18 protein-coding genes are annotated in these 19,756 nt (G+C 72.8%); 6 read left to right on the forward strand and 12 right to left on the reverse strand.

Annotated features, from left to right (window positions below):
- Positions 1-8: 8 nt before the first annotated feature.
- From OG453_RS15305 to OG453_RS15325, 5 genes are all read right to left on the reverse strand, one after another.
- Entirely contained in the window at positions 9-911 is a 903-nt protein-coding gene (locus OG453_RS15305) for a hypothetical protein (protein WP_266868195.1), read from the reverse strand.
- Entirely contained in the window at positions 908-3,052 is a 2,145-nt protein-coding gene (locus OG453_RS15310; protein WP_266868196.1) for a PEP/pyruvate-binding domain-containing protein, read from the reverse strand. Before OG453_RS15310 ends, OG453_RS15305 begins: the two co-directional genes overlap by 4 nt.
- Positions 3,053-3,557: 505 nt before the next feature.
- Complete coding sequence (locus OG453_RS15315) at positions 3,558-5,048, reverse strand: glutamate synthase subunit beta (protein WP_266868197.1); 1,491 nt, start codon at positions 5,046-5,048, stop codon at positions 3,558-3,560.
- 93 nt (positions 5,049-5,141) lie between these two features.
- Complete coding sequence (locus tag OG453_RS15320) at positions 5,142-5,621, reverse strand: DUF1772 domain-containing protein (RefSeq protein WP_266868198.1); 480 nt, start codon at positions 5,619-5,621, stop codon at positions 5,142-5,144.
- A 531-nt stretch (positions 5,622-6,152) separates the two neighbouring features.
- On the reverse strand, positions 6,153-6,866 hold the full coding sequence (locus tag OG453_RS15325) for a DUF2293 domain-containing protein (protein WP_266868199.1): 714 nt from the start codon (positions 6,864-6,866) through the stop codon (positions 6,153-6,155).
- A gap of 48 nt (positions 6,867-6,914) precedes the next feature.
- Here OG453_RS15325 and OG453_RS15330 point away from each other — a divergent pair, with 48 nt between their 5' ends.
- The 3 genes from OG453_RS15330 to OG453_RS15340 all read left to right on the forward strand — a co-directional run bounded on the left by OG453_RS15330 (position 6,915) and on the right by OG453_RS15340 (position 8,561).
- A complete protein-coding gene (locus OG453_RS15330) occupies positions 6,915-7,556 on the forward strand; it encodes a uridine kinase (protein ID WP_266868200.1) in 642 nt (213 codons plus the stop codon).
- 71 nt (positions 7,557-7,627) lie between these two features.
- Positions 7,628-8,032: a PPOX class F420-dependent oxidoreductase gene (locus OG453_RS15335; RefSeq protein ID WP_266868201.1), complete on the forward strand. Its 405-nt coding sequence runs from the start codon at positions 7,628-7,630 to the stop codon at positions 8,030-8,032.
- 109 nt (positions 8,033-8,141) lie between these two features.
- Positions 8,142-8,561 (forward strand): CBS domain-containing protein, encoded by a 420-nt coding sequence (locus tag OG453_RS15340; protein ID WP_266868202.1) that lies wholly within the window; start codon positions 8,142-8,144, stop codon positions 8,559-8,561.
- A 24-nt stretch (positions 8,562-8,585) separates the two neighbouring features.
- Here the strand turns inward: OG453_RS15340 and OG453_RS15345 are convergent, their stop codons facing one another.
- Both OG453_RS15345 and OG453_RS15350 read right to left on the reverse strand, forming a co-directional pair.
- Entirely contained in the window at positions 8,586-10,808 is a 2,223-nt protein-coding gene (locus OG453_RS15345) for a PQQ-binding-like beta-propeller repeat protein (RefSeq protein ID WP_266868203.1), read from the reverse strand.
- Positions 10,809-10,883: 75 nt separating this feature from the next.
- Entirely contained in the window at positions 10,884-12,020 is a 1,137-nt protein-coding gene (locus OG453_RS15350; RefSeq protein WP_266868205.1) for a magnesium and cobalt transport protein CorA, read from the reverse strand.
- 148 nt (positions 12,021-12,168) lie between these two features.
- Between OG453_RS15350 and OG453_RS15355 the strand changes: the two genes are divergently transcribed.
- Positions 12,169-12,981, forward strand: a complete 813-nt coding sequence (locus OG453_RS15355; protein WP_266868207.1) for a methyltransferase domain-containing protein — start codon at positions 12,169-12,171, stop codon at positions 12,979-12,981.
- A 107-nt stretch (positions 12,982-13,088) separates the two neighbouring features.
- On the opposite strand, the gene OG453_RS15360 is transcribed toward OG453_RS15355, so the two are convergent.
- On the reverse strand, positions 13,089-14,012 hold the full coding sequence (locus OG453_RS15360; RefSeq protein ID WP_266868209.1) for a carbohydrate kinase family protein: 924 nt from the start codon (positions 14,010-14,012) through the stop codon (positions 13,089-13,091).
- Complete coding sequence (locus OG453_RS15365) at positions 14,009-14,914, reverse strand: pseudouridine-5'-phosphate glycosidase (protein WP_266868212.1); 906 nt, start codon at positions 14,912-14,914, stop codon at positions 14,009-14,011. The genes OG453_RS15360 and OG453_RS15365 overlap by 4 nt, the downstream gene beginning before the upstream one ends.
- A 128-nt stretch (positions 14,915-15,042) precedes the next feature.
- On the opposite strand from OG453_RS15365, the gene OG453_RS15370 reads away from it, so the two are divergent.
- A complete protein-coding gene (locus OG453_RS15370; RefSeq protein ID WP_266868214.1) occupies positions 15,043-15,408 on the forward strand; it encodes a cupin domain-containing protein in 366 nt (121 codons plus the stop codon).
- Here the strand turns inward: OG453_RS15370 and OG453_RS15375 are convergent.
- From OG453_RS15375 to OG453_RS15385, 3 genes are all read right to left on the reverse strand, one after another.
- On the reverse strand, positions 15,395-16,657 hold the full coding sequence (locus OG453_RS15375) for an MFS transporter (protein WP_266868216.1): 1,263 nt from the start codon (positions 16,655-16,657) through the stop codon (positions 15,395-15,397). The two genes, OG453_RS15370 and OG453_RS15375, sit on opposite strands and share 14 nt — an antisense overlap.
- 429 nt (positions 16,658-17,086) lie before the next feature.
- On the reverse strand, positions 17,087-17,656 hold the full coding sequence (locus tag OG453_RS15380; protein ID WP_266868218.1) for a methylated-DNA--[protein]-cysteine S-methyltransferase: 570 nt from the start codon (positions 17,654-17,656) through the stop codon (positions 17,087-17,089).
- A 54-nt stretch (positions 17,657-17,710) separates the two neighbouring features.
- Positions 17,711-18,619, reverse strand: coding sequence for a glycerophosphodiester phosphodiesterase family protein (locus OG453_RS15385; RefSeq protein WP_266868220.1), 909 nt, complete (start codon positions 18,617-18,619; stop codon positions 17,711-17,713).
- Positions 18,620-18,867: 248 nt separating this feature from the next.
- Between OG453_RS15385 and OG453_RS15390 the strand changes: the two genes are divergently transcribed.
- Positions 18,868-19,737, forward strand: a complete 870-nt coding sequence (locus tag OG453_RS15390; protein ID WP_266868221.1) for an MHYT domain-containing protein — start codon at positions 18,868-18,870, stop codon at positions 19,735-19,737.
- Positions 19,738-19,756: the final 19 nt, after the last annotated feature.

Below are 19,756 nucleotides of genomic sequence, written 5' to 3' on the forward strand. Positions count from 1 at the left end.
GTCGGGGACTAGGCGTACAGGCAGAGTAACGCACCGTACGTAGAGGGGAGTTGAGGGGCGGTGGGCCTCTGGGCGGTGCCGCTCAGCCGTCGTCCGGATCCGTGTCGCCGATTCCCCGCACCGTCAGACGTGCCTTGTCCAGACCCGTGTCCTCCAGGCAGCCGCGCAGCCGCATACGGTCGTGGTCGGTGAGCGCGGGCCGCACGACACCCGCGTACATGTCGTCGCCCAGCGGCCCGAGCGCGGCATGGCGCAGGGGGACGGAGGTGGAGTCCCGGCAGCGTTCCCAGATCTGATGGGCGGCCAGCGAGCGGCGCTCCGGTGTGGCGTCCGCGCCGCGCATGTCGATCCGCAGGAGCACCGAAGTCGCCGCCCACGGTCGCGGCGGCCAGGAGGCGCACCGTCCCGCGCCGGTCGCGCGGCGCGCCCGGCGGCGGCAGATCCTCCAGGCCGGTGCCGGGCGGGGGCGCCGCGAGGACGGCGAGGCGCCCGGCGAGCCGCTGTTCGGCGGCGGGGCGCGCCGTCGCGGACGCGATGCGCTGCACCGCCCAGGCGAGACCGGACAGGAGCACGCCGGTCACCATCAGGACGGGCACGAAGACGTACGTACGTCCTGCGGGGTCGTCGTCGAGCCAGCGGAAGCGTGCCGTCCGCGAATCGGGGGCGGTGTTCCCGTCCGTACGCAGCCGCGCGAGTACGTCCTCCTGGCGCCGGTCGGCGTCGCGCAGCCGCTCCTCGACGCGGGCGATACGGCCGAGGAGCACCGCGCCGAGCAGCACGATCTCGACGACCAGGAGCAACACCCCGCACAGGATGGCCCGTTGCCACTGCCAGCGGTAGAGATAGACGACCAGGTAGACGGCGGCTCCGGTGGCGGCCGCACCGCCGAAGAAGTAGGCGAGACGCTTCATCGGGGCACCTCGGGATCTGTGGCCTCTGTGCCTTCCGCGTCCGCGTCCGTCTGTACGTCGCCGGTCGTGCCGTCCAGTGTGAGGCGGGAACCCGGCGGGAAGCGCCGTACCGCGTCCGACACACCGACGACCGCCGGGAGGGCGAACTCGCGGGCGAGCACGGCCAGATGGGAGAGCGGGCTGCCGGTCTGGGCGACGAGTCCCGCGAGGCCGGGCAGCAGATGCGCGAGCGCCGGGTCGAGCGTGCGCACCACGAGCACCGCGTCCGGCGGCCGCGCCCCGGTGCCGTCCCACGCCGTCCCCGCGGCCCGCCCGCCGGACACGCCGCGCCCGCCGTCCCCTGCGCCCCGCGCGGGCCGTTCCGCGACCACCGTGCCGCCCTCCGCGATGCGGAACGCGTCCGGCAGCCGGGCCGACGTGGCCCGCGGCAGCCGCTCCCCGGCATCGCCGGGCAGCCGGCCGCCGGTGAGCGCGTCCATCAGCTCCGGCCACCGCAGCAGCCCGACCCGCCCCGGCGCGCCGAGCTCGCCCCGCGCCACAAGGCGCCGCGCCGCCTCGCGCACAAGGCGTACCTGCAGCTCCTGCACCCAGCGGACGCGCAACCTGAGCGCCTCGCGCGGCGGAAGTCCCGGCGCGCCCACGGACGCGGGCGCCGACGTGCTCCCGCCCAGCCCCGCGCTCCCCGGCAGCCGCACCTGCCCCTCCAGGCGGGGCGGAACCAGCGCGAGCAGCACCGGATCCCGCGCCACGGCATGGTCGTCCGACAGCCCCCGTGCCCGTGCCTGCGCGAGCGCGGTGAGCGCCGCACCCGCCGCCGTCGCGGTGTGCCGCTCGGGGAGCAGCGCCCCGCAGAGAGCCTCCTGGGCGTGCAGGGACACCAGGGCGGCGCGGGTCCAGCGGAGTGTGGACACGAGCTCGGGGTAAGGGAGTTGGGCGGTCTGTGCCGTCCCGGCGAGCCCGCGGTCGATGTCCGCGGTGAGGTCCAGGGCGAGGCCGGGGAGCGCCGCGGTCAGCCGGCCGAGCCGCCAGGCCGCGGCGAGCCGGCGGGCGCCCGGCGCCGGGTTGAGCAGCGCGAGCCCGCGGTGCGGGGGCGGGGCGGCGCCCAGAAGACGCAGATCGGCCGCCGCGCGTCCGCCGACCACCGTGACCACGGGCGTCGTCCGCAGCGTGCGGCGCGGCGCGGTGGCCCCGATGTCCAGCGCGGCGGCGAGCCCGCGCGCCATCGGAGCGACCCACAAGTCCTCTTCCAGCGGCTGGAGTTGGTCCGGCAGCGTCTCCGCGACCGGGCCGGGACCGAGCAGCCGGGCCCCGCGCGGCGGCCGGGCCGCCATCGCCGTGATGGGACGACTCTGAAAGAGCCACAGACACCCGTCGCCGTCGAAGCCGAACTCGATGTCCTGCGGCCCGCCGAACACCTTGCGCGCGCGCCGGGCCAGGCGGGTGAGGCGGCGCAGCTCCGCCGGGGTCAACAGCGGTTCCGGCGCCGGGGGTTCGGTGCGCAGGACGCGCCCGCGCGGGCTCAGCAGATAGTTCGTGCCGGGCTGCGCGCCGCTGACGAGCGTGTCGGGACCGCCCCGCACCGCGCTCACCAGCATCCGGTCCCGCCGCCCCTCGACGGGATCCGCGCCGAACAGCACGCCGCCGACGCGGGCGGTGAGCATCGGCTGGATCAGGACCGCCATCGCGGCCGTCGTGCCGTCGGGAAGCCGCGCCGACGTGCGGACGACATCGACGGCCGCACGGAAGGCATCCCACCCCCGCACATCGAGCACGGACGCGAACTGCCCGGCCAGGGACGACTCCTGGGTGTCCTCCTGCGGAGAGGAGGAACGGACGACGAGCGGCAGCGCACCGTCCGCCGAAAGATCGCGCCAGGGGTGGTGCAGGGCGCCGGGGGATTCGTCCGCGCCGTGCGGGACGACGAAGCCGGGCAGTACGGGGAGTCCGGCGCGGGCGGCACGCGCGAGGTGCGCTGCCTTGGAGCCGGCGAGACGGGTCTGTGCGGCCCGCGGGTCATCCAGGGGGACGAGCGGGAGTGCCGTGGCGTGCGCCGCATCCATACCCCGCGGCCCGCCCTTGCCCTCGCCATGACCGTCGCCGTACGTGTCGTCGTATGCGGGGCGTTCGCCGAGCGTCGTCATCAGGCACCCTCCAGGACCGGCCGCCAACAGGGGGGACGCGCGGGGGTGGCCCTGCGCCTGACGGCGGAACGAAGGATCTCGGCATGCCGCCGACGGGTCCGGTACCGGCCGCGGAGCGCATCACAGCTCCCGCCCCGGCGGTCCCCGACGCCGACGTGCCTCCAGTGACAACGATCCCACCAGAGGGCCAATTCCCGGAGCTGGTACGCCGGTTGGCGGTGGCTTGCGGCCAGGGCGGCCGGTGGGTCCGGTGCGTCCGGTGGGGCAACGCGGACGTGAGGGGCGCTTGATGACGGTCGGTCAGGCGGTCTTCGGGTGGTCGTGGGGTCGGATCGGTGCGGTGAGGTGTGTCTGGCGGTCAGTTGCTGGTTCACCGCGGCGGGTGGCTGTGTGGGTCTTGGGCCAGGCGGTCATTGGGCGGTCGTGCGGTTGGATCGGGGCGGTGAGGTGTGTCTGGTCGGTCGGTGGCTGGTTCGCCGGTGTGGGTGGCCGTGCGGGTCTTGGGTCAGGCGGTCATTGGGCGGTCGTGCGGGCTGATCGGGGCCGTGAGGTGTGTCGCGCCGGTCAGCCAGCGGTCCACCGCGGCGGCGGCCCCGCGGCCCTCGGCGATGGCCCAGACGACGAGCGACTGGCCCCGGCCCGCGTCGCCCGCCGCGAAGACGCCCGGCACGTTGGTCGCGAAGCCGGCGTCGCGTGCGAGGGTGCCGCGGGCCTCGACGTCCACGCCGAGCTGGTCGAGCAGGCCGCCGTCCGTCCGCTCGGGGCCCGAGAAGCCGAGCGCGAGGAGTACCAGGTCGGCGGGGAGCGCACAGGTGGTGCCGGGGCGTGGGCGGCGGTCCGTGTCGACCTCGGCCAGGTGCAGGGCGCGTACCCGCCCCGTCGCGTCGCCGGTGAAGCGGAGGGTGGACGCGGCGAAGAGGCGTGCGTCGGCGTCGGCCGCCGGTGCGGTGCCAAGATCCCCGGCCTCCTCGTGGGCGGCGGAGAGCCGGTAGACCTTCGGGTACGTCGGCCAGGGCTCGGCGAGGTCGTCGCGCGCGTCGCCCGGCCGTGCGTAGATGTCCAACTGCGTGACGGACGCGGCCAGTTCGCGCACGGCCGTGCCCAGACAGTCGGCTCCGGTGTCCCCGCCGCCGACGATGACGACATGCTTGCCGGCCGCGGACAGCGGGGAGCGGTCGAGATCGCCCTCGCAGACGCGGTTGGCGAGCGGCAGATACTCCATGGCCTGGTGGATCCCGGCCAACTCCCGCCCCGGCACGTCCAGTTCCCGCCAGGCGGTGGCACCGACCGCGAGGACGACGGCGTCGTGCCTGGCCCGCAGCTCCGCCCCGCCGATGTCCCGGCCCGCATCCGTCGACGTACGGAAGACCGTGCCCTCGGCCCGCATCTGTGCGAGCCGCCGCTCCACATGGTGCTTCTCCATCTTGAACGCGGGGATCCCGTACCGCAGGAGCCCGCCCGCGCGGTCGTCGCGCTCGTACACGGCGACGGTGTGCCCGGCGCGCGTCAGCTGCTGCGCGGCGGCGAGACCAGCGGGGCCCGAGCCGACGACCGCGACGGTACGGCCGGAGTGCCGGCCCGGGGGCCGCGGCGGGGCGAGGCCGTCCTCCCACGCACGGTCGGCGATCGCCGCCTCGACGTTCTTGATGGTCACCGCGGGCTGGTTGATCGCGAGGACGCAGCCCGTCTCGCAGGGAGCGGGGCACAGGCGGCCGGTGAACTCGGGGAAGTTGTTCGTGGCGTGCAGCCGGTCGGCGGCGGCCCGCCAGTCGGCGCGCGATACGAGGTCGTTCCACTCGGGGATCAGATTGCCCAGGGGGCAGGCGTCGTGGCAGAACGGTATGCCGCAGTCCATGCAGCGGTCGGCCTGCCGCTCGATGATGGGCAGCAGTGCGCCGGGGACGTACACCTCGTCCCAGTCACCGACCCGCTCGCCCACGGGGCGGCGCGGCCATTCCTGGCGGGGGGTGGTGAGGAAGCCCTTGGGGTCGGCCATGGCCGTCTCCCTTGGCGTGCTTTCGCAGGCTTTCCGCCACCATACGTCCAGTCGGCCGCCCCGGCACTCGGTCGGTCCGGGGGCCTGGAGCGGTCAGGTCAGCGCCAGGATGAAGGACGCCGCAGAGGCGAGCGACGCGCCGACCCGGATGTGGTTCCACCTGGTCCACTCGCTGACATACGTACGCCACTTCTCCGCGCTCTGCGGAGCCTGGGGGTCGAGCTTGGCCAGGGCGTCGTTGCGGGGGACGTTCGCGGCGATGGTCACCCCGAACGACCCGAACAGATACAGCGCGCTGCCGAGCAGGATCTCCACGGTGCCCTCGTCGGGCCAGAGCACGAACGTGACGACGGCGACGACCGAGCTGAGGCCTGCGGCGCCCATGAAGACGGCCATGAACCCGGGGGTGACCGCGGCGACGTTGATCGACTGCATCGCGGCGATGCCCTGCGCCGGGGGCAGCGCGGCGAGGCCCTTCATCACGAAGGTCGAGAACGCGATGAACGCTCCGGCCACCAGGCCGCTGGCGAGCGCGCCCAGCAGCACGAGTACGAAGTACGGTCCCTCGATCATGACAACTCCCGTGTCGGGTAAGGCGGCCGGGTGGTGGGTGAGCGAGCCGTGAGTCTGCATGGCGGGGTCGCCCACCACAAGTCAATTCCCTGGGCCCGGGGTCCGCCATGCGCACGACGCGCGCCCGCATGCGAGGGCGTCTCGCGGTGCCCCTGCGGGGCCGGCTGTCGCCGGCCCCTTGCCCTATGCCGCCGCTTCGCGGCGATGCGGCGGTCGGATGTGATCTGCCCGCCGGGCCTTGTCTGCCGCTCGGCGGCGATGCGGGAGTGCCGTGCTGGCTGTCATCTGTCCGTCCGCCCTAGCCGCCGCTTCGCGGCGATTTCTCCCGCCCACCCACCCGTTCACCCGGGGTAATCGGGTGGGTGGGCGGGAAAGATCCGCCGCGAAGCGGCGGCTCGAATCCGCGACGACGGTCAGCCAAAGGCCAAGACGACGCCCGACCGCAGGTCAACCAGCGCCCCGGCCCGACCGCAGGTCAAGCCGAAGCCCAGCCCGACCGCAGGTCACCCCGCACCCCAGCCCGACCGCAGGTCAAGCCGAAGCCCGACCGGAGGCCACGCCGCGCCACACGCCCAGCGTGGCCTCGACCGCGGCAGCGATCCGGCGGCGGGCCTCCCCCCGCGGCACCCCGCTCATCAGCAGCCGGTCGTACGGAGTATCCGTATGCCGCACCGCGGCCACCACCGCCGCGGTGACCGCCCCGGAGGACAACGCGCGCCCCGCGGCACTGCGCCCCACCCGCCCACTGCCCCGCACAGACGCATGCGCGGCGATGGCGAGGGCCCGGTCCTCCGGACACCCCGGAAACAGGCGCCGTATCTCGTCCGCGAACGCCCCCGTGAAGCGGACGTCCTCCGCCGCCCTCCGCACCGCGTCCCGCGCCCTCCGCCGCGCCCGCGCCTCCGCGTCCGCGAGGCACCGCTCCTCGGCCCGCGCGAGGGCCGCCTCCTCGACGAGGACGCCCTGCCGCTCGTACCGGCTCCGGCGCCGGTTGAGGCGGACGACCACCGCCGCAAGGCCGCTTCCCTCGCGGGCCCGCCGCGTCAGCGCCGTGTCGCCGCGCGGCAGGAACACCAGATGGCCGAGGTCGGCGCAGTCCAGACAGCGCGGCCCGCCGTCCTCCACGACCAGCAGGGCGAGCGGTCCGCCACGGCACTCCTCGCAGTGCCGCCGCTTCAGCGGCTGGATGGCGACAAGTCCCGGTCCGGTGGGCGGAGTTGGCAGAGGAGGGGCGGTCGGAGCCATGAACCAAGCATTCCCCTCCCCGAGGGGCCCTACCGCGCACCCGGCATCATGGGCCCTGTGCGACTCGAAGCGATCACCTGGGAACGGCTCACCGAAGCCCTCGCCGACCGGCTCGCGGAGCTCAAGACGGCCGACGGGAGCCCCTGGCCCCGCATCGCCTTCGACGGCGCCCCCGCGGGCAGGCCGGGCGAGCTCGCACACCGCGTGGCCGACGCCCTGCGGGTGCGCGGACGGTCCGCCCTGGTGATCGGCACGGAGGATTTCCTGCGCCCGGCCTCCCTGCGCCTGGAGTACGGGCGCGAGGACGTGGAGGCGTACCACAGTGGCTGGTTCGACAGGGGAGCGCTGTGGCGCGAGGTGTTCGGGCCACTGGACCCGGGCGGCACGGGACGCGTACTGCCCGACCTGTGGGACCCGGCCGCGGACCGCGCCACACGCAGCCCGTACGTCGAACTCCCGCCCGGCGCACTCCTGTTGATGCACGGTCCGCTGCTCATCGGCCACTGGTTCCCGTTCGACCTGACGGTCCACGTGCGGCTCTCGCAGGGCGCCCTGCACCGGCGTACCGCACCGGACGAGCAGTGGACGCTGCCGGCCTACGAGCGGTACGAGGCGGAGACGGATCCCGGTGCGGCGGCCGACGTGGTCGTACGCGCCGACGATCCCCGGCATCCGGCGTGGAGCGGCTGAAACTCGACCGATCTCGACCGACCTCGGCCGAAGCCCTTTTATATGCACGTGCATGTAGTTAGAGTCTGGGCATGACAACGGCAGCGATCAATTTCAGCGAATCCGTCCGCGCGCTCCTCGACGGCAAGAACTTCGCCAGTGTGGCGACCCTCGGCCCCGGCGGAGCCCCGCAGAACTCCGTGGTGTGGATCAAACGGGAGGGGGACACCGTGCTGTTCTCCGCCACCGCGGGGCGGCAGAAGGTCCGCAACCTCGAACGTGACCCGCGCATCAGCGTCTCGGTCTTCGACCTGGCGAACCCGTACGCGTCGGCCGAGATCCGCGGCGTCGCGGAGATCCTCCCCGACCCTCAGAAGCGGCTCCCGCACGAGCTCTCGCACAAGTACCTCGGCATCGACCCGCCGGGCGAGAAGGACGGGGAGGACCGAGTGATCATCCGGGTGGTCCCGCGGAAGGTCGTCGGCTTCAACGTCTGAGCCGCGCCGTCCCCGGCGTGCGGACCCCCGCGGGCCCGGCGAGAATGAAGGGCGCCGGGACTAGCGGTGCCTCCGTGCCGCGCCGGCCGTCCGGCAACGGGAGGTACTCATGACCACCGCCGGAGACATCATGCACCGCGGTGCCCAGTGGATCCCCGCCCACGAGACCCTGGACCGGGCCGCGCAGCTCATGCGCCAGCTCGACGTGGGCGCGCTGCCCATCAGCGACGAGAACGAACGCCTCTGCGGCATCCTCACCGACCGCGACATCGTGGTCGGCTGCGTGGCGATGGGGCACGACCCGGCCAAGGTGACCGCCGGTGAGATGGCCAAGGGCACGCCACGCTGGGTCGAGTCGGACGCGGGCGTCGACGCGGTCCTCAACGAGATGCAGGGCCACCAGATCCGCAGGCTCCCGGTCATCGAGAACAAGCGCCTTGTCGGCATGATCAGCGAGGCCGACCTCGCCAAGCACCTCACCGAGGAGCAGCTCGCGGGCTGGGTCGAGAGCGTGTACGCGAAGGGCTGATCGCACACGACTGATCGCGTACGGCTACCCCTTCGCCGCCACCGAGAACGTGCCGTCGTCCGTCACCCCGTACAGCACGCCCCCCAGGGCCAGCGGGGCCACCCCGCTCGGGGAGCGGTCGTCCACCGATCCGCCTCGGTCGGTGTCCTTGAAGGAGGGCGCCGAGCGCCACCGCTCCTTGCCCGTACGGGTGTTGACGGCGATCACGCTGCTGTCCGGCATCGTCGCGTACAGCGTGTCGCCCCGCACCGACGGCTCGCTGAAGATCCGCAGTTCGCGCGAGGTCGTCCACAGCGGCTTGCCGCGCTTGAGATCCAGGGCGAGCACGGTCTCGTTGGCATAGTCGAACAGGTACATGGCGTCGCCGCGCACCAGCGGCGGCGCCTCCGGCTCGACCGCCCAGGGGAAGTCGATCCCGCGGACGTCCCCCGAGGTCAGATCCTGGATGAAGAAGCGCGATGAGACACCCGAGTCGTCCTCCCAGCGGGCGAAGTACCCCTTGCCGTCGTGCACCGTGGCCAGCCAGAGATCGCCCTTCGGCGCCTTGACCGAGCCCAGCTTGCGGCCGGTGCGCGCGTCGAACCGCGTGATGGCCGACGAGGCCGGGGCGGGGTCGCCCTTGCGCGCGGCGGTGCGCAGATCCGCGAAGACCGTGCCGTCCGGACCCGCGTAGAACGCGCCCGCCGAGTCACTGGTCACCTTGTGATGCCACAGCTCGTCGCCGGACCGCGGGTCGTACGCCGTGTACGTCGACGTCCGGGACTCGCTCAACTCGCCCTTGTGCACGACCAGTACGCCGCTCAGGAACTGGAACTCCGCGTGCGGCCCCGGCAGCCGCCACAGCCGCCGGCCGCTCTTCGTGTCGTACGCGTCGACACCCTGGGAGCCCTCCGCGCTGAACGTGAACACCGCCCCGGCGCCCACGACGGGATCGGTGACCGAGTACCCGTTGCTGGACTTGGGGCGGTGCATCGGCTTGGTCCACTTGACCTTGCCCGTCAGGGGATCGAGCCGGGTCAGCGCCGTGGTCGGCGACGCGCAGTAGACGCCGCGCGCGTGCGGGGTGCAAGACTCCGACGACGGCATCATGTCGTCGCCGTCCTTCTCGGTGGCGACCTGCCACGGCCGCCAGCCGTCGGGCAGGCCCGACTTGCCGTCCGTGCCCTGCGCGACGGGATCCGACCCCCCGAGCAGCGCCACGGATACGCCGATGCCGATCACGGCCGCCAAGGCCACCGCCCCGGCGAGGACCACCTTGAACCGCCGCCCCCGGCGCGGGCGTTGGGGTGTGGTCGCGGTCGCCGACAGGGCGAACGTGGCGTCGGAGGCGGGATCCTCCGGGGGCTCCGCCCGTTCCACGGTGGATACGCGCTCCGGTGGCGCACCCGGCTCCCCCTCGTCCGGCAGCGCGGCCAGCGCCTCGAGCACCTGCACCGGAGTGGGCCTGTCCTGCGGGTCCTTGGTGAGGCAGGCGAGGACCAGGGGGCGCAACGACTCGGGCAGCGCGCCCAGTTCGGGGTCGTTGTGCACCGTCTGATAAGCGGCCAGATACGCGTTCTCCGCCTCGAAGGGGCTGCGCCCGGTCGCCGCGTACACCAGCAGCGCGCCAAGGGCGAAGACGTCGACGGGCGGCCCCACGTCGCGCGGGCTGCTGAACTGCTCCGGTGCCATGAACGGCGGTGAGCCCATCACCAGGCCCGTCTGTGTCCGGACATCGCTGTGCGCGGCACGGGAGATGCCGAAGTCGATGACGCGCGTCATCCCGCTGTCGCCGCCGTCACCACCGCCGCCGTCCGTGTCATCGCCGGAGTCGAGCAGCAGTACGTTGCTCGGCTTCAGGTCGCGGTGCACCACCTCGGCGCGGTGGATCTCCCGCAGCGCCTCGGCCAGTTCGCCGCCGAGCCGCTTCAGCCGCGGCCAGTCGAGGGGCCCCTGCTCGGCGACGCGCTGGGCGAGGGTGTCCCCGGGAACGTACGCCGTGGCCATCCAGGGCAGCGCGGCCTCCGGGTCGGCGTCCACGACGGGCGCGGTGAAGGCGCCGCTGACCCGGCGCGCGGCCGTGACCTCCTGGCGGAAGCGCGCGCGGAACTCGGGGTCGTCCGCGTACTGGGTGTGGACGACCTTGACCGCGACCGCGCGGCCCGAAGCGGAGCGTCCGAGATAGACGACGCCCATGCCGCCGGTGCCGATCCGCGACTCGATCCGGTAGCCGCCGATCGACTCGGGATCTCCCTCGCGCAGAGGCATCGGTCACCTTCCCCCGGTGGTTGACATGGCCGTCACAGACTAGACGCCGGTACGTGGCGGGGCCGTGGCCGTGCGTCAGAGCCAGCCATTGCGACGGAATCCGCGGTAGAGCGCGAAACAGACGGTGACGATCAGGCCGAGGACCATGCCGTAGCCGTACTTCCAGTGCAGCTCGGGCATGTGGTCGAAGTTCATGCCGTACAGACCGCAGACCATCGTCGGCACGGCGATCACCGCGGCCCACGCCGTGATCTTCCGCATGTCCTCGTTCTGCGCCACCGTCACCTGTGCGAGATGTGCCTGGAGGATCGAGTTCAGGAGCTCGTCGAAGGCGGCGATCTGCTCGGTGGCCCGCTTCAGATGGTCGTCGACGTCCCGGAAGTAGGCCTGTATCTCCGGGGCGATCACCCTGATCGGCTGGGTGGCCAGGATCTGCAGGGGGCGGCCGAGCGGCACCACGGCCCGCTTCAGCTCGAGCAGTTCACGCTTGAGCTGGTAGATGCGGCCCGGATCGGCGCGCTCGCCCTCCTTGGAGAACACGTCCATCTCGACCTGGTCGATATCGGCCTGCACGGCGTCCGTGGCGGCGAGATAGTCGTCCACGACGTGGTCGGCCAGCGCGTGCAGCACCGCTCCGGGGCCCTTGGCGAGCTGCTCGGGCGCCGATTCGAGCTCCTCGCGCAGCGGACCGAGCGAGCCGTGCCTGCCGTGCCGCACGGTGATCACGAACTCCCGGCCGACGAAGACCATGATCTCGCCGGTGTCCACCACCTCGCTGGTCGCGGTCAGCTCGGCATGGTCCACGTAACAGACCGTCTTGAACACGGCGAACAGCGTCTCGTCGTACCGCTCGACCTTCGGCCGCTGGTGCGCGTGCACCGCGTCCTCCACGGCGAGCGGATGCAGGTCGAAGAGCTCCGCGATGCCCGCGAACTCCTGCTCGGTCGGCTCGTGAAGACCGAGCCAGACAAAACCGTCACCGCTCTTGCGTACGCGCTCGACCTCCTCGACCAGGTCGCGGCCGCCCTCCTGGCGGGTCCCGTCGCGGTACGTCACGCACTTCACCACCGACGAGCCCAGCGGGGAGCGGACGGGATGGCTGAGGTCGACGCGGGTGTGCTTGCGGGTGAGGCGGGCTGCCCGTGCGACTCTCCGCAGGCCGCCCACCTTCCGGAGGTTCCCTACCTTCCGCAGGTTGCCTGCCATCGACATGCGTGGCTCCTCGTTCCGGTGACTTGGCCAGCAAGTCTGCCAGTACGAGGCGACAGTGCGGCCGGGGCCTGTGGGAACGGAAGACTCCGTTCCGGTATGCCCGGTTCAGCCTCCCCAGGCGAAGCCGGACAACTGGGATAATCGCGGCATGACGCTCATTGACGGCTATCTCTCAGGAAATCGACCCGCTCGGGCGGCTGAGGCGGCTGGGGCCACCCAGATCGGCCCGCGCCACGACGCCTTCGCGGCCCTCTTCGATCCCACGACCTTCCGGCACATCGAGCGGCTCGGCATCGGCCCTGGCTGGCGCTGCTGGGAGGTCGGGGCGGGCGGCCCCTCCGTCGTCTCCTGGCTCGCCAAGCGGGTGGGCCCCACCGGGCGGGTCCTCGCGACCGCCACGGACACGTCCTGGCAGACGTCTGCCGCGCGCCCGCCGGTCGAGGTCCGCACCCACGACGTGGGCGCGGACGCGCCGCCCGTAGGGGGCTTCGACCTGGTGCACGCGCGGCTCGTGCTGTCCCGGGTGCCCGACCTGGAGCAGGCGCTGCGGTCGATGATCAGGGCGCTGCGCTCCGGGGGCAGGCTCCTGATCGAGGAGGCCGACCCCGCGCTGCAGCCCCTGCCCTGCCCCGACGAGCACGGCCCCGCGCAGGAGTTGGCGAACCGCCTCAGGCGCGCGCTGCTCACCCAGCGGGGCTCCGACGTCGCGTACGGCCGTGGCCTGCCCCGCCTGCTGCGCGCCGCGGGCCTGCGCCAGGTGGAGGCCGACGCGTACTTCCCCCTGACGGCCCCCGCGTGCGCCGCCCTGGAGACGGTGACGATCCAGCAGTCCCGCACGGCCCTGACCACCGCGGGCCTGGCCACGGACGAGGACATCGCCACCCATCTGGCGAGCGTCGCGACGGGCACGATGGACCTGGCGACGTCACCGCTGATCTCGGCGTGGGGCAGGAAGGGGTGAACGACCGAACCCCGTAAGCGCCCCTGTAAGGGGCGCGGGGAACTGCGCGACAAGCCCCCACAACCCGCAGTCGAAGGCCGGCTCAGCCACCCCAGGGGAGCCTCCGCTCAACAGGCCGTCGAACCGGGCAACGGGGGCCGCCCCCCGACCCGTTCGACGGCCAGGGCCCCCGCCCTGCACCCCTCCGCCGCCGCCTCGCAGAGCCCCGCACCCCCCAGCCGGGAGGCGAGAAACGCGCCGGTGAACGCGTCACCCGCGCCCGTCGAGTCGCGAGGCACGGCCGGCAGCGCGGGGACCGCCGCCCGCACCTCGCCCGACCGGGCGACCAGCGCGCCCGCGGCGCCCCGCTTGACCACCACCGAGGGGAACTGCCGGCTCAGCTTCACGGCCGCGTCCGCCAAGTCGGGCACACCGGTGAGCAGCCGCGCCTCGCCCTCGCTCGGCAGCAGTACGTCCACGCCGTCCGTCGCCGCAAGGAAGCGGTCCACGCCGAGATCGGTGAGGAACCCCGCCGACGCGGGATCCACGCTCACCGGCACTCCACGCGCGCGTGCCGATGCCAGCGCCGCCCCGGCCGCCGCCCGGCTCGCCCCGGCGAAGAAGAGATAGCCCGAAAGGTGCAGCCACCCGACACCGTCCAGGAGCCCGGCCGACCAGTCGTCGGCCGACAGGTGGACGGACGCGCCGCTGTCCGCCAGGAACGTCCGCTCGGCCCCGGCGCCCCCGTCGACCAGACAGATCACCGTCCCCGTCGGCGCCTCAGGGTCGACGACGAGCCGTGGACGTACTCCCGCGCGGGCGAGCGCCTCCTCGTGCCATGCCGCCGAATCGGCCCCGACCCGTCCCAGGATCCGTACGTCCCCGCACCCCCAAGAGGCCGCCCAGGACGCGACATTGGCGCCCGCGCCGCCCGGCACCGCACGGATCGCCGCCGCCGTGTCGGTGCCCGGCGCGAGCGGCGCGCGGTGCCGCGCGACGATGTCGGTGACGACGTCGCCGACGACCAGCAGGGCCCCGCTCCCCGAGCTCACCGCCCGGCCCAGGCCGCCGCGATCCGGCCCGCGAGCCGTACGTTGCCGCGCACCGCCGCGAGGTTGGCGTCGAGCGACGCGCCCCGCGTACGGCGCACCAACTGGTCCAGGAGGAACGGCGTGACCGCCTGCCCCGTGATGCCCCGCTCGGCACACTCCTCCAGCGCCTCGGCGAGCACGCGCGCGTGGAGCGCGGGATCGAGCTGCTCGGACTCGGGGACGGGGTTCGCGACGATCAGCGCGGACTCCGGACCGCCGACCGCGTCCTGGGCCCGCATCACCTGGGCGACCTCCCCGGGCGTACGCAGCGTCCAGTCCACCGGATGCCCGGAGTCGGTGAGGTAGAAGCCGGGGAAGCGGTCAGTGCCGTACCCGGCGACCGCGACGCCCAGCGTCTCCAGGCGCTGCAGCGTCGCCGCCACGTCCAGGATCGACTTCACGCCCGCGCAGACCACGGTGATGCGCGTCCGGGCGAGCAGCCCCAGGTCGGCGGACTCGTCCTGGGTCACCGTCCACTCGCGGTGCACCCCGCCGAGCCCGCCCGTGGCGAACACCCGCACGCCCGCGCGGGCGGCGAGCAGCGCCGTCGCCGACACGGTCGTCGCCCCGCTCGCACCGGCCGCGACCGCGAGCGCCAGATCGCGGTGGCCCAGCTTGCGGATGCCGTCCTCGTTCGCGACCCGCTCCAACTGCTCCTTGTCCAGGCCGACATGGGGGCGCCCGTCAAGGACGGCGATCGTCGCGGGGACGGCACCTTCCGCCCGTACGACGTCCTCCAGTTCGCGTGCCACCTGGAGATTGCGCGGGCGGGGCAGCCCGTGCGCGATGATCGTGGACTCCAGGGCGACGACCGGCCGCCGATCCGCCACCGCCGCCTGTACCTCGTCGGACACCACCAGCACGGGCCTGCCTCCTGACTGTCGGGTCTCCTCTCATCCCTGGCGGGCGGCGCACCCCGCCAAACCCGTCTACGGAGAAGGCGCACCCCTGGCAGGGTCCTGTCGCGGGGGCCCGGCTAGGGTGACCGGCCATGACCACGAAAGATCAAGCTGTCGCGTCGTTTGCCGTGCACATTCCGGATGCCGACCTGGAGGCCGAGCCGCTCGATCCGGCGCAGATCGTCTCCGGCACCCCGGAGGTCACCGGCAAGCTGCTGTGGGAGTCCGCCGACGGCAAGCAGCTGCGCGGCATCTGGCAGATCACGCCCGGAGTGGTCACCGACACCGAGGCCAACGAACTCTTCGTGGTCGTCAGCGGTCGTGCCACGATCGCCGTCGAGGGCGGCGACGTGATCGAGGTCGGCCCCGGCGACGCGGCCGTCCTGCGCGAGGGCGACCGTACGACGTGGACGGTGCACGAGACGCTGCGCAAGGCGTACCACATCACGCTGCCCTGACCGCCCTGCGGACCGCTAGCGCAGCCATCGGCAGCAGCACACAGACGCCGATGAGGTTGAGCCAGCCGTAGCTCGCCTGCGCGACGATCAGGCCGGCCGCCGCGCCGCCGATGCCCGCCGCCGTGTTCATGGTCAGGTCCGAGAGGCCCTGCACGGCGGCCCGGGCGGGCCCCGGCACCGAGTCGGTCAGCAGCGCCGAGCCGGACACCAGGCCCGCGGACCAGCCGAGGCCGAGCACGAAGAGCCCGGCGGCGGTCTGGCCGTGGCTGGGGCCCGCCGTGCCGGCGAGCAGCGCGGCGCAGCACAGCAGTCCGATCGCCAGGCCGATCACGGAGAGCCTGCCGAACCGGTCGGCGAGCCAGCCCATCACCGGCGACAGGGCGTACATGCCCGCGATGTGGCCGCTGATGACCAGACCGACCAGCTGCAGGCTCGCCCCGTGGTGCCCGAGGTCGACCGGCGTCATCACCATGATCGAGACCATCACGGTGTGCGACGCGGCCACCGTCACCAGGGCGAGGCGGGCCATCGGCGACGCGGCCACCGCGGCGACACCGGCCCGCAGCGAGCGGCTCTGCGCGGTGTCGTCCTCCTGTGGGGCCAGGGCGCGCGCGGTGAGCAGCGGGTCGGGCCGAAGCAGCACCGCCACCACCAGACCGGAGACCGCGAAGATCCCGGCGGCGAAGAGGAAGGGGCCGGCCGTCTCGGGGATGGCCGTGTCGGCGAACGCACGGCTGGTCGGGGCGGCGATGTTCGGCCCGAGCACCGAGCCGATGGTGGTGGCCCAGATGACCAGGGAGATGGCGCGGCCGCGCCGCTCGGGCTCGGCGAGATCGGCCGCGGCGAACCGCGCCTGCAGATTCGCCGACGAGCCCGCGCCGAAGCCCGCCATGCCGAGCAGCAGCAGGGGGAAGTTCTCGATGACCGCGGCGAGCACCACGAGCCCCGCGCCGAGCGCGCCGATCAGATAGGCGAGGACGAGCCCCGGCCGCCGTCCGCGCGAGGTCATCAGCGCGGCGAGCGGCAGCGAGAGCAGCGCCGTACCGGCCACTGACGCGGTGGGCGCGAGCCCGGACAGGGCCTCGGTCCCACTCACCTCGGTCGCCAGGACCGGAGCCAGAGCGATGCCGATCGGCACACCGAGCCCGCCCAGTATCTGACTGGCGATCAGCACCGCGGTGGTACGACGGCGAAGGCCGGGCAGCGCCTCAGGGGCGGGTATGTCAGGAGCGTCGACGGTCGAAGTCACTGACGCAGTGTGCCAGGGCGTTCGTACACGCGAAACGGAGTTGCGGCGACCGACTGGACGCCTCGGGCCGACGCGGGGTCGGCTGGCGTCTCGGATCAGCGCACGTCGGCCGCCCAGACGTTTCAGACCGGCGCGCGGTCGGGCGGCGCCTCGGATCAGGGCTCGGTCGGCTGGCACCTCAGATCGGGGCGCGGCCAGCCGGCGCCTCAGATCAGCGCACGCCGACCGGGCGTCTCAGACCGGCGCGGGGCCGGGCGGCCCCTTAGACCAGCGCACGGTCGGCCGGCACCTCAGATCAGCGCCCGGCCAGCCGGCGTCTCAGGCCGGCGCATGCTCGCCCCCCCCTCAGGCCGGCGCATGCTCGCCCCACCTCTCAGGCCGGCGCATGCTCGCCTCGCCCCTCAGACCGGCACACGCTCGCCCCGCCCCTCAGAACAGCGGCTGCGGCAGCACCCCCTCCAGTGCGAGCAGCCGACGCTTGGTTTCCAGGCCGCCTCCGAAGCCGCCGATTCCGCCGTCGCTTTCCACCACGCGGTGGCACGGCACCACGACCGGCAGGGGATTGGCGCCCATTGCCATCCCGACCGCCTGGGCGGCGCCCGGCTGGCCGACGCGGCGGGCCAGGTCGCCGTAGCCGACGACCGCGCCGTACGGAACGGTGGTCAGCTCGCGCAGGACCTGGCGGTTGAACCCGGAGATCAGCGACCAGTCGAGGGGCAGGTCGAAGGCGTGGCGCTCGCCCGCGAAGTAGGCCGCGAGTTGGCGTATGGGCTCGGAGAGGAGTGGCGAGTCGGGAGCCTCGACCGGCTCGGCGCCCAGTCGGGAGCCGAGCCGGTCGAGCGCCTTGTCGCGCACCGCGTCCGTGGCGTGGAAGACGACGGTGACCAGACCCTCGTCGGTCGCGGCCAGCAGCAGGGGGCCGATGTCGCTCGCGACGACGGCCCACACCACCCGCTGCCGGCCTTCCTGTCCCTGCGTGTCCTGCCCGTTGGCGTTCATGTGGACCACCGTACGACCGGGCACTGACAATGCCCGCCGCCGTCGGCTGCCGGGCTACTCGGAGATCGCCTTGCGCACGACGTCCGGCGTGTTCGTGATGATGCCGTCCACCCCGAAGCCCGCCACCCGCTGCGCGCCCGCCGCGTCGTTCACGGTCCACGTGAAGATCTCCAGGGGCTTGCCGTGCGGTCCCTTGAACGAGTGGATCGCGGCGACGTAGCTGTTGGAGATCGAGCCGTGCGTCGAGTTGATCTGGTCGGAGAACTTCGCGTACGCGGGCAGCTCGGCCACGGAGGGCGTCCCGAGGAAGCCCGTCTTGATGTCGGGCCGCAGCGCGTGCACCGTCTTCACGCTGTCCGCACTGAAGCTCTGGATGACGAGCTTGCTGCCGACGTGGTTCCGGTCGAGCCAGCCCTCCTTGCGGAGCACCTCGAGGCCCTGCTTCTCGATGCCCGGGTACAGCTCGGGCTTCTTGAACTCGAAGACGAGCTTCTGGTGGTTGCGCGAGACCCGGTTCATGTACTGCTTGAGCGTCGGCACCCGCTGCCCCGCGTACTTGGGGCTGAACCAGCTGCCCGCGTCCAGCCTGGCGATCTCCGCCGCGGTGAAGTCGGCGACCTTCCACGGCGCACGGTCGGGGAAGAGCTCCTCGACGTTCGTCGTCCGCTTCAGGGTGTCGTCGTGCATGATCACGAGCTCGCCGTCCTTGGTGCGCTGGACGTCGTTCTCGACCCAACGGAACCCCATGTCAGCCGCCTTGTCGATGGCTGAAAGAGTGTTCTCCGGAGCGTAGGCGGAAGCCCCCCGGTGCGCGACGACCAGCGGTCTGTCGTACGCACTGGAGGACTGGGCGGACGGCTGCGCCGAAGTCCGGTCGGAGGCCTGAGCGGTGGCGGAGGGGAGGGCGAGTGCACCGGCTCCAAGAAGAGCGGCGGTGGCGGCAGCGGCAGCGCGTGCGTACAACGGTGACTCCTCGCGATTGCGGTCACGGACCGGATGAGAGTGACAGTCCACGGCCAACGCGAGACAGGTGCAGGATGGCCACAGGTTGAACGGAGACAGCCGGGTTTCTTTCCCGGAAAATCGTTCGTACGTTCCGGAGTGAGCTTTACTCTCTGCGGCAGCCCACGGCCTCTCAGTAGACCGTCGGTTGGGGCCAGATGGGGTTTTTCCCGGGCGAACAGGTACTACAGGCGGAAGGGCTACCGCGAATGCAGGGCACGGTCGACGGTTTCAGCTACGGAGCGGTCACACCCGTAGTGGCGTACCTCATGGCCTGTCTGGGCGGTGCGCTCGGACTGCGCTGCACCACCAGATCGCTTCTTGTCGCGCATTCCTGGCGACCCGGCTGGCTCGCCCTCGGGTCGGCCGCGATCGGGTCCGGCATATGGACCATGCATTTCGTCGCGATGATGGGCTTCACCGTCAAGGAAGCCCCGATCCACTACGACAAGGCGCTGACCTTCGCGAGCCTCGCCGTCGCCATCGTCATGGTCGGCATCGGGATCTTCATCGTCGGCTACCGCGGCGCGACCGGGACGGCCCTGTTCACCGGGGGGACGATCACCGGCCTGGGTGTCGCCTCGATGCACTATCTGGGAATGGCCGGTATGCGTCTGCGCGGAACGCTGGAGTACAACACCTTCACCGTCTCCGCCTCCGTGGTCATCGCCGTCGTCGCCGCCACCGCCGCCCTGTGGGCGGCCGCTCAGGTCAGAGGCTTCCTGTGGAGCCTCGGCGCGAGCCTCGTGATGGGCCTGGCCGTCAGCGGGATGCACTACACGGGAATGGCCGCGCTCAGCGTCCATCTGCACGGCAGCTCGACCGCCGCGCCGACCACCGGTGACTCACCCGCCGAACTCCTCGCGCCCATGATGATCGGCCCGCTCGCCTTCCTGCTCCTCGCGGGCGTGATCGTGATGTTCGACCCGCTGATGGTGATGGGCAAGGAAGACCTCAAGAACGCCGCGCAGGCGGCGCGCGCCCCCTACCCCGTCCCGCGCTCCGGCGACCGGCACGACCCGCGGGCCGGCCGCAGGCCCCCGCCCCGCCCCGGCTCCAAGGCCCCGCAGAGCTGGTGATCCGGCCCCGTTGTCAGTG

The organism is Streptomyces sp. NBC_01381, from assembly GCF_026340305.1.
Taxonomy (GTDB): domain Bacteria; phylum Actinomycetota; class Actinomycetes; order Streptomycetales; family Streptomycetaceae; genus Streptomyces.

What these genes read in the sequence shown, in the direction of transcription:
- OG453_RS15305 (WP_266868195.1), bottom strand. Translation starts at nt 911, where the DNA reads ATGAAGCGTCTCGCCTACTTCTTCGGCGGTGCGGCCGCCACCGGAGCC.
- OG453_RS15310 (WP_266868196.1), bottom strand. Translation starts at nt 3,052, where the DNA reads ATGACGACGCTCGGCGAACGCCCCGCATACGACGACACGTACGGCGAC.
- OG453_RS15315 (WP_266868197.1), bottom strand. Translation starts at nt 5,048, where the DNA reads ATGGCCGACCCCAAGGGCTTCCTCACCACCCCCCGCCAGGAATGGCCG.
- OG453_RS15320 (WP_266868198.1), bottom strand. Translation starts at nt 5,621, where the DNA reads ATGATCGAGGGACCGTACTTCGTACTCGTGCTGCTGGGCGCGCTCGCC.
- OG453_RS15325 (WP_266868199.1), bottom strand. Translation starts at nt 6,866, where the DNA reads ATGGCTCCGACCGCCCCTCCTCTGCCAACTCCGCCCACCGGACCGGGA.
- OG453_RS15330 (WP_266868200.1), top strand. Translation starts at nt 6,915, where the DNA reads ATGGGCCCTGTGCGACTCGAAGCGATCACCTGGGAACGGCTCACCGAA.
- OG453_RS15335 (WP_266868201.1), top strand. Translation starts at nt 7,628, where the DNA reads ATGACAACGGCAGCGATCAATTTCAGCGAATCCGTCCGCGCGCTCCTC.
- OG453_RS15340 (WP_266868202.1), top strand. Translation starts at nt 8,142, where the DNA reads ATGACCACCGCCGGAGACATCATGCACCGCGGTGCCCAGTGGATCCCC.
- OG453_RS15345 (WP_266868203.1), bottom strand. Translation starts at nt 10,808, where the DNA reads ATGCCTCTGCGCGAGGGAGATCCCGAGTCGATCGGCGGCTACCGGATC.
- OG453_RS15350 (WP_266868205.1), bottom strand. Translation starts at nt 12,020, where the DNA reads ATGTCGATGGCAGGCAACCTGCGGAAGGTAGGGAACCTCCGGAAGGTG.
- OG453_RS15355 (WP_266868207.1), top strand. Translation starts at nt 12,169, where the DNA reads ATGACGCTCATTGACGGCTATCTCTCAGGAAATCGACCCGCTCGGGCG.
- OG453_RS15370 (WP_266868214.1), top strand. Translation starts at nt 15,043, where the DNA reads ATGACCACGAAAGATCAAGCTGTCGCGTCGTTTGCCGTGCACATTCCG.
- OG453_RS15380 (WP_266868218.1), bottom strand. Translation starts at nt 17,656, where the DNA reads ATGAACGCCAACGGGCAGGACACGCAGGGACAGGAAGGCCGGCAGCGG.
- OG453_RS15390 (WP_266868221.1), top strand. Translation starts at nt 18,868, where the DNA reads ATGCAGGGCACGGTCGACGGTTTCAGCTACGGAGCGGTCACACCCGTA.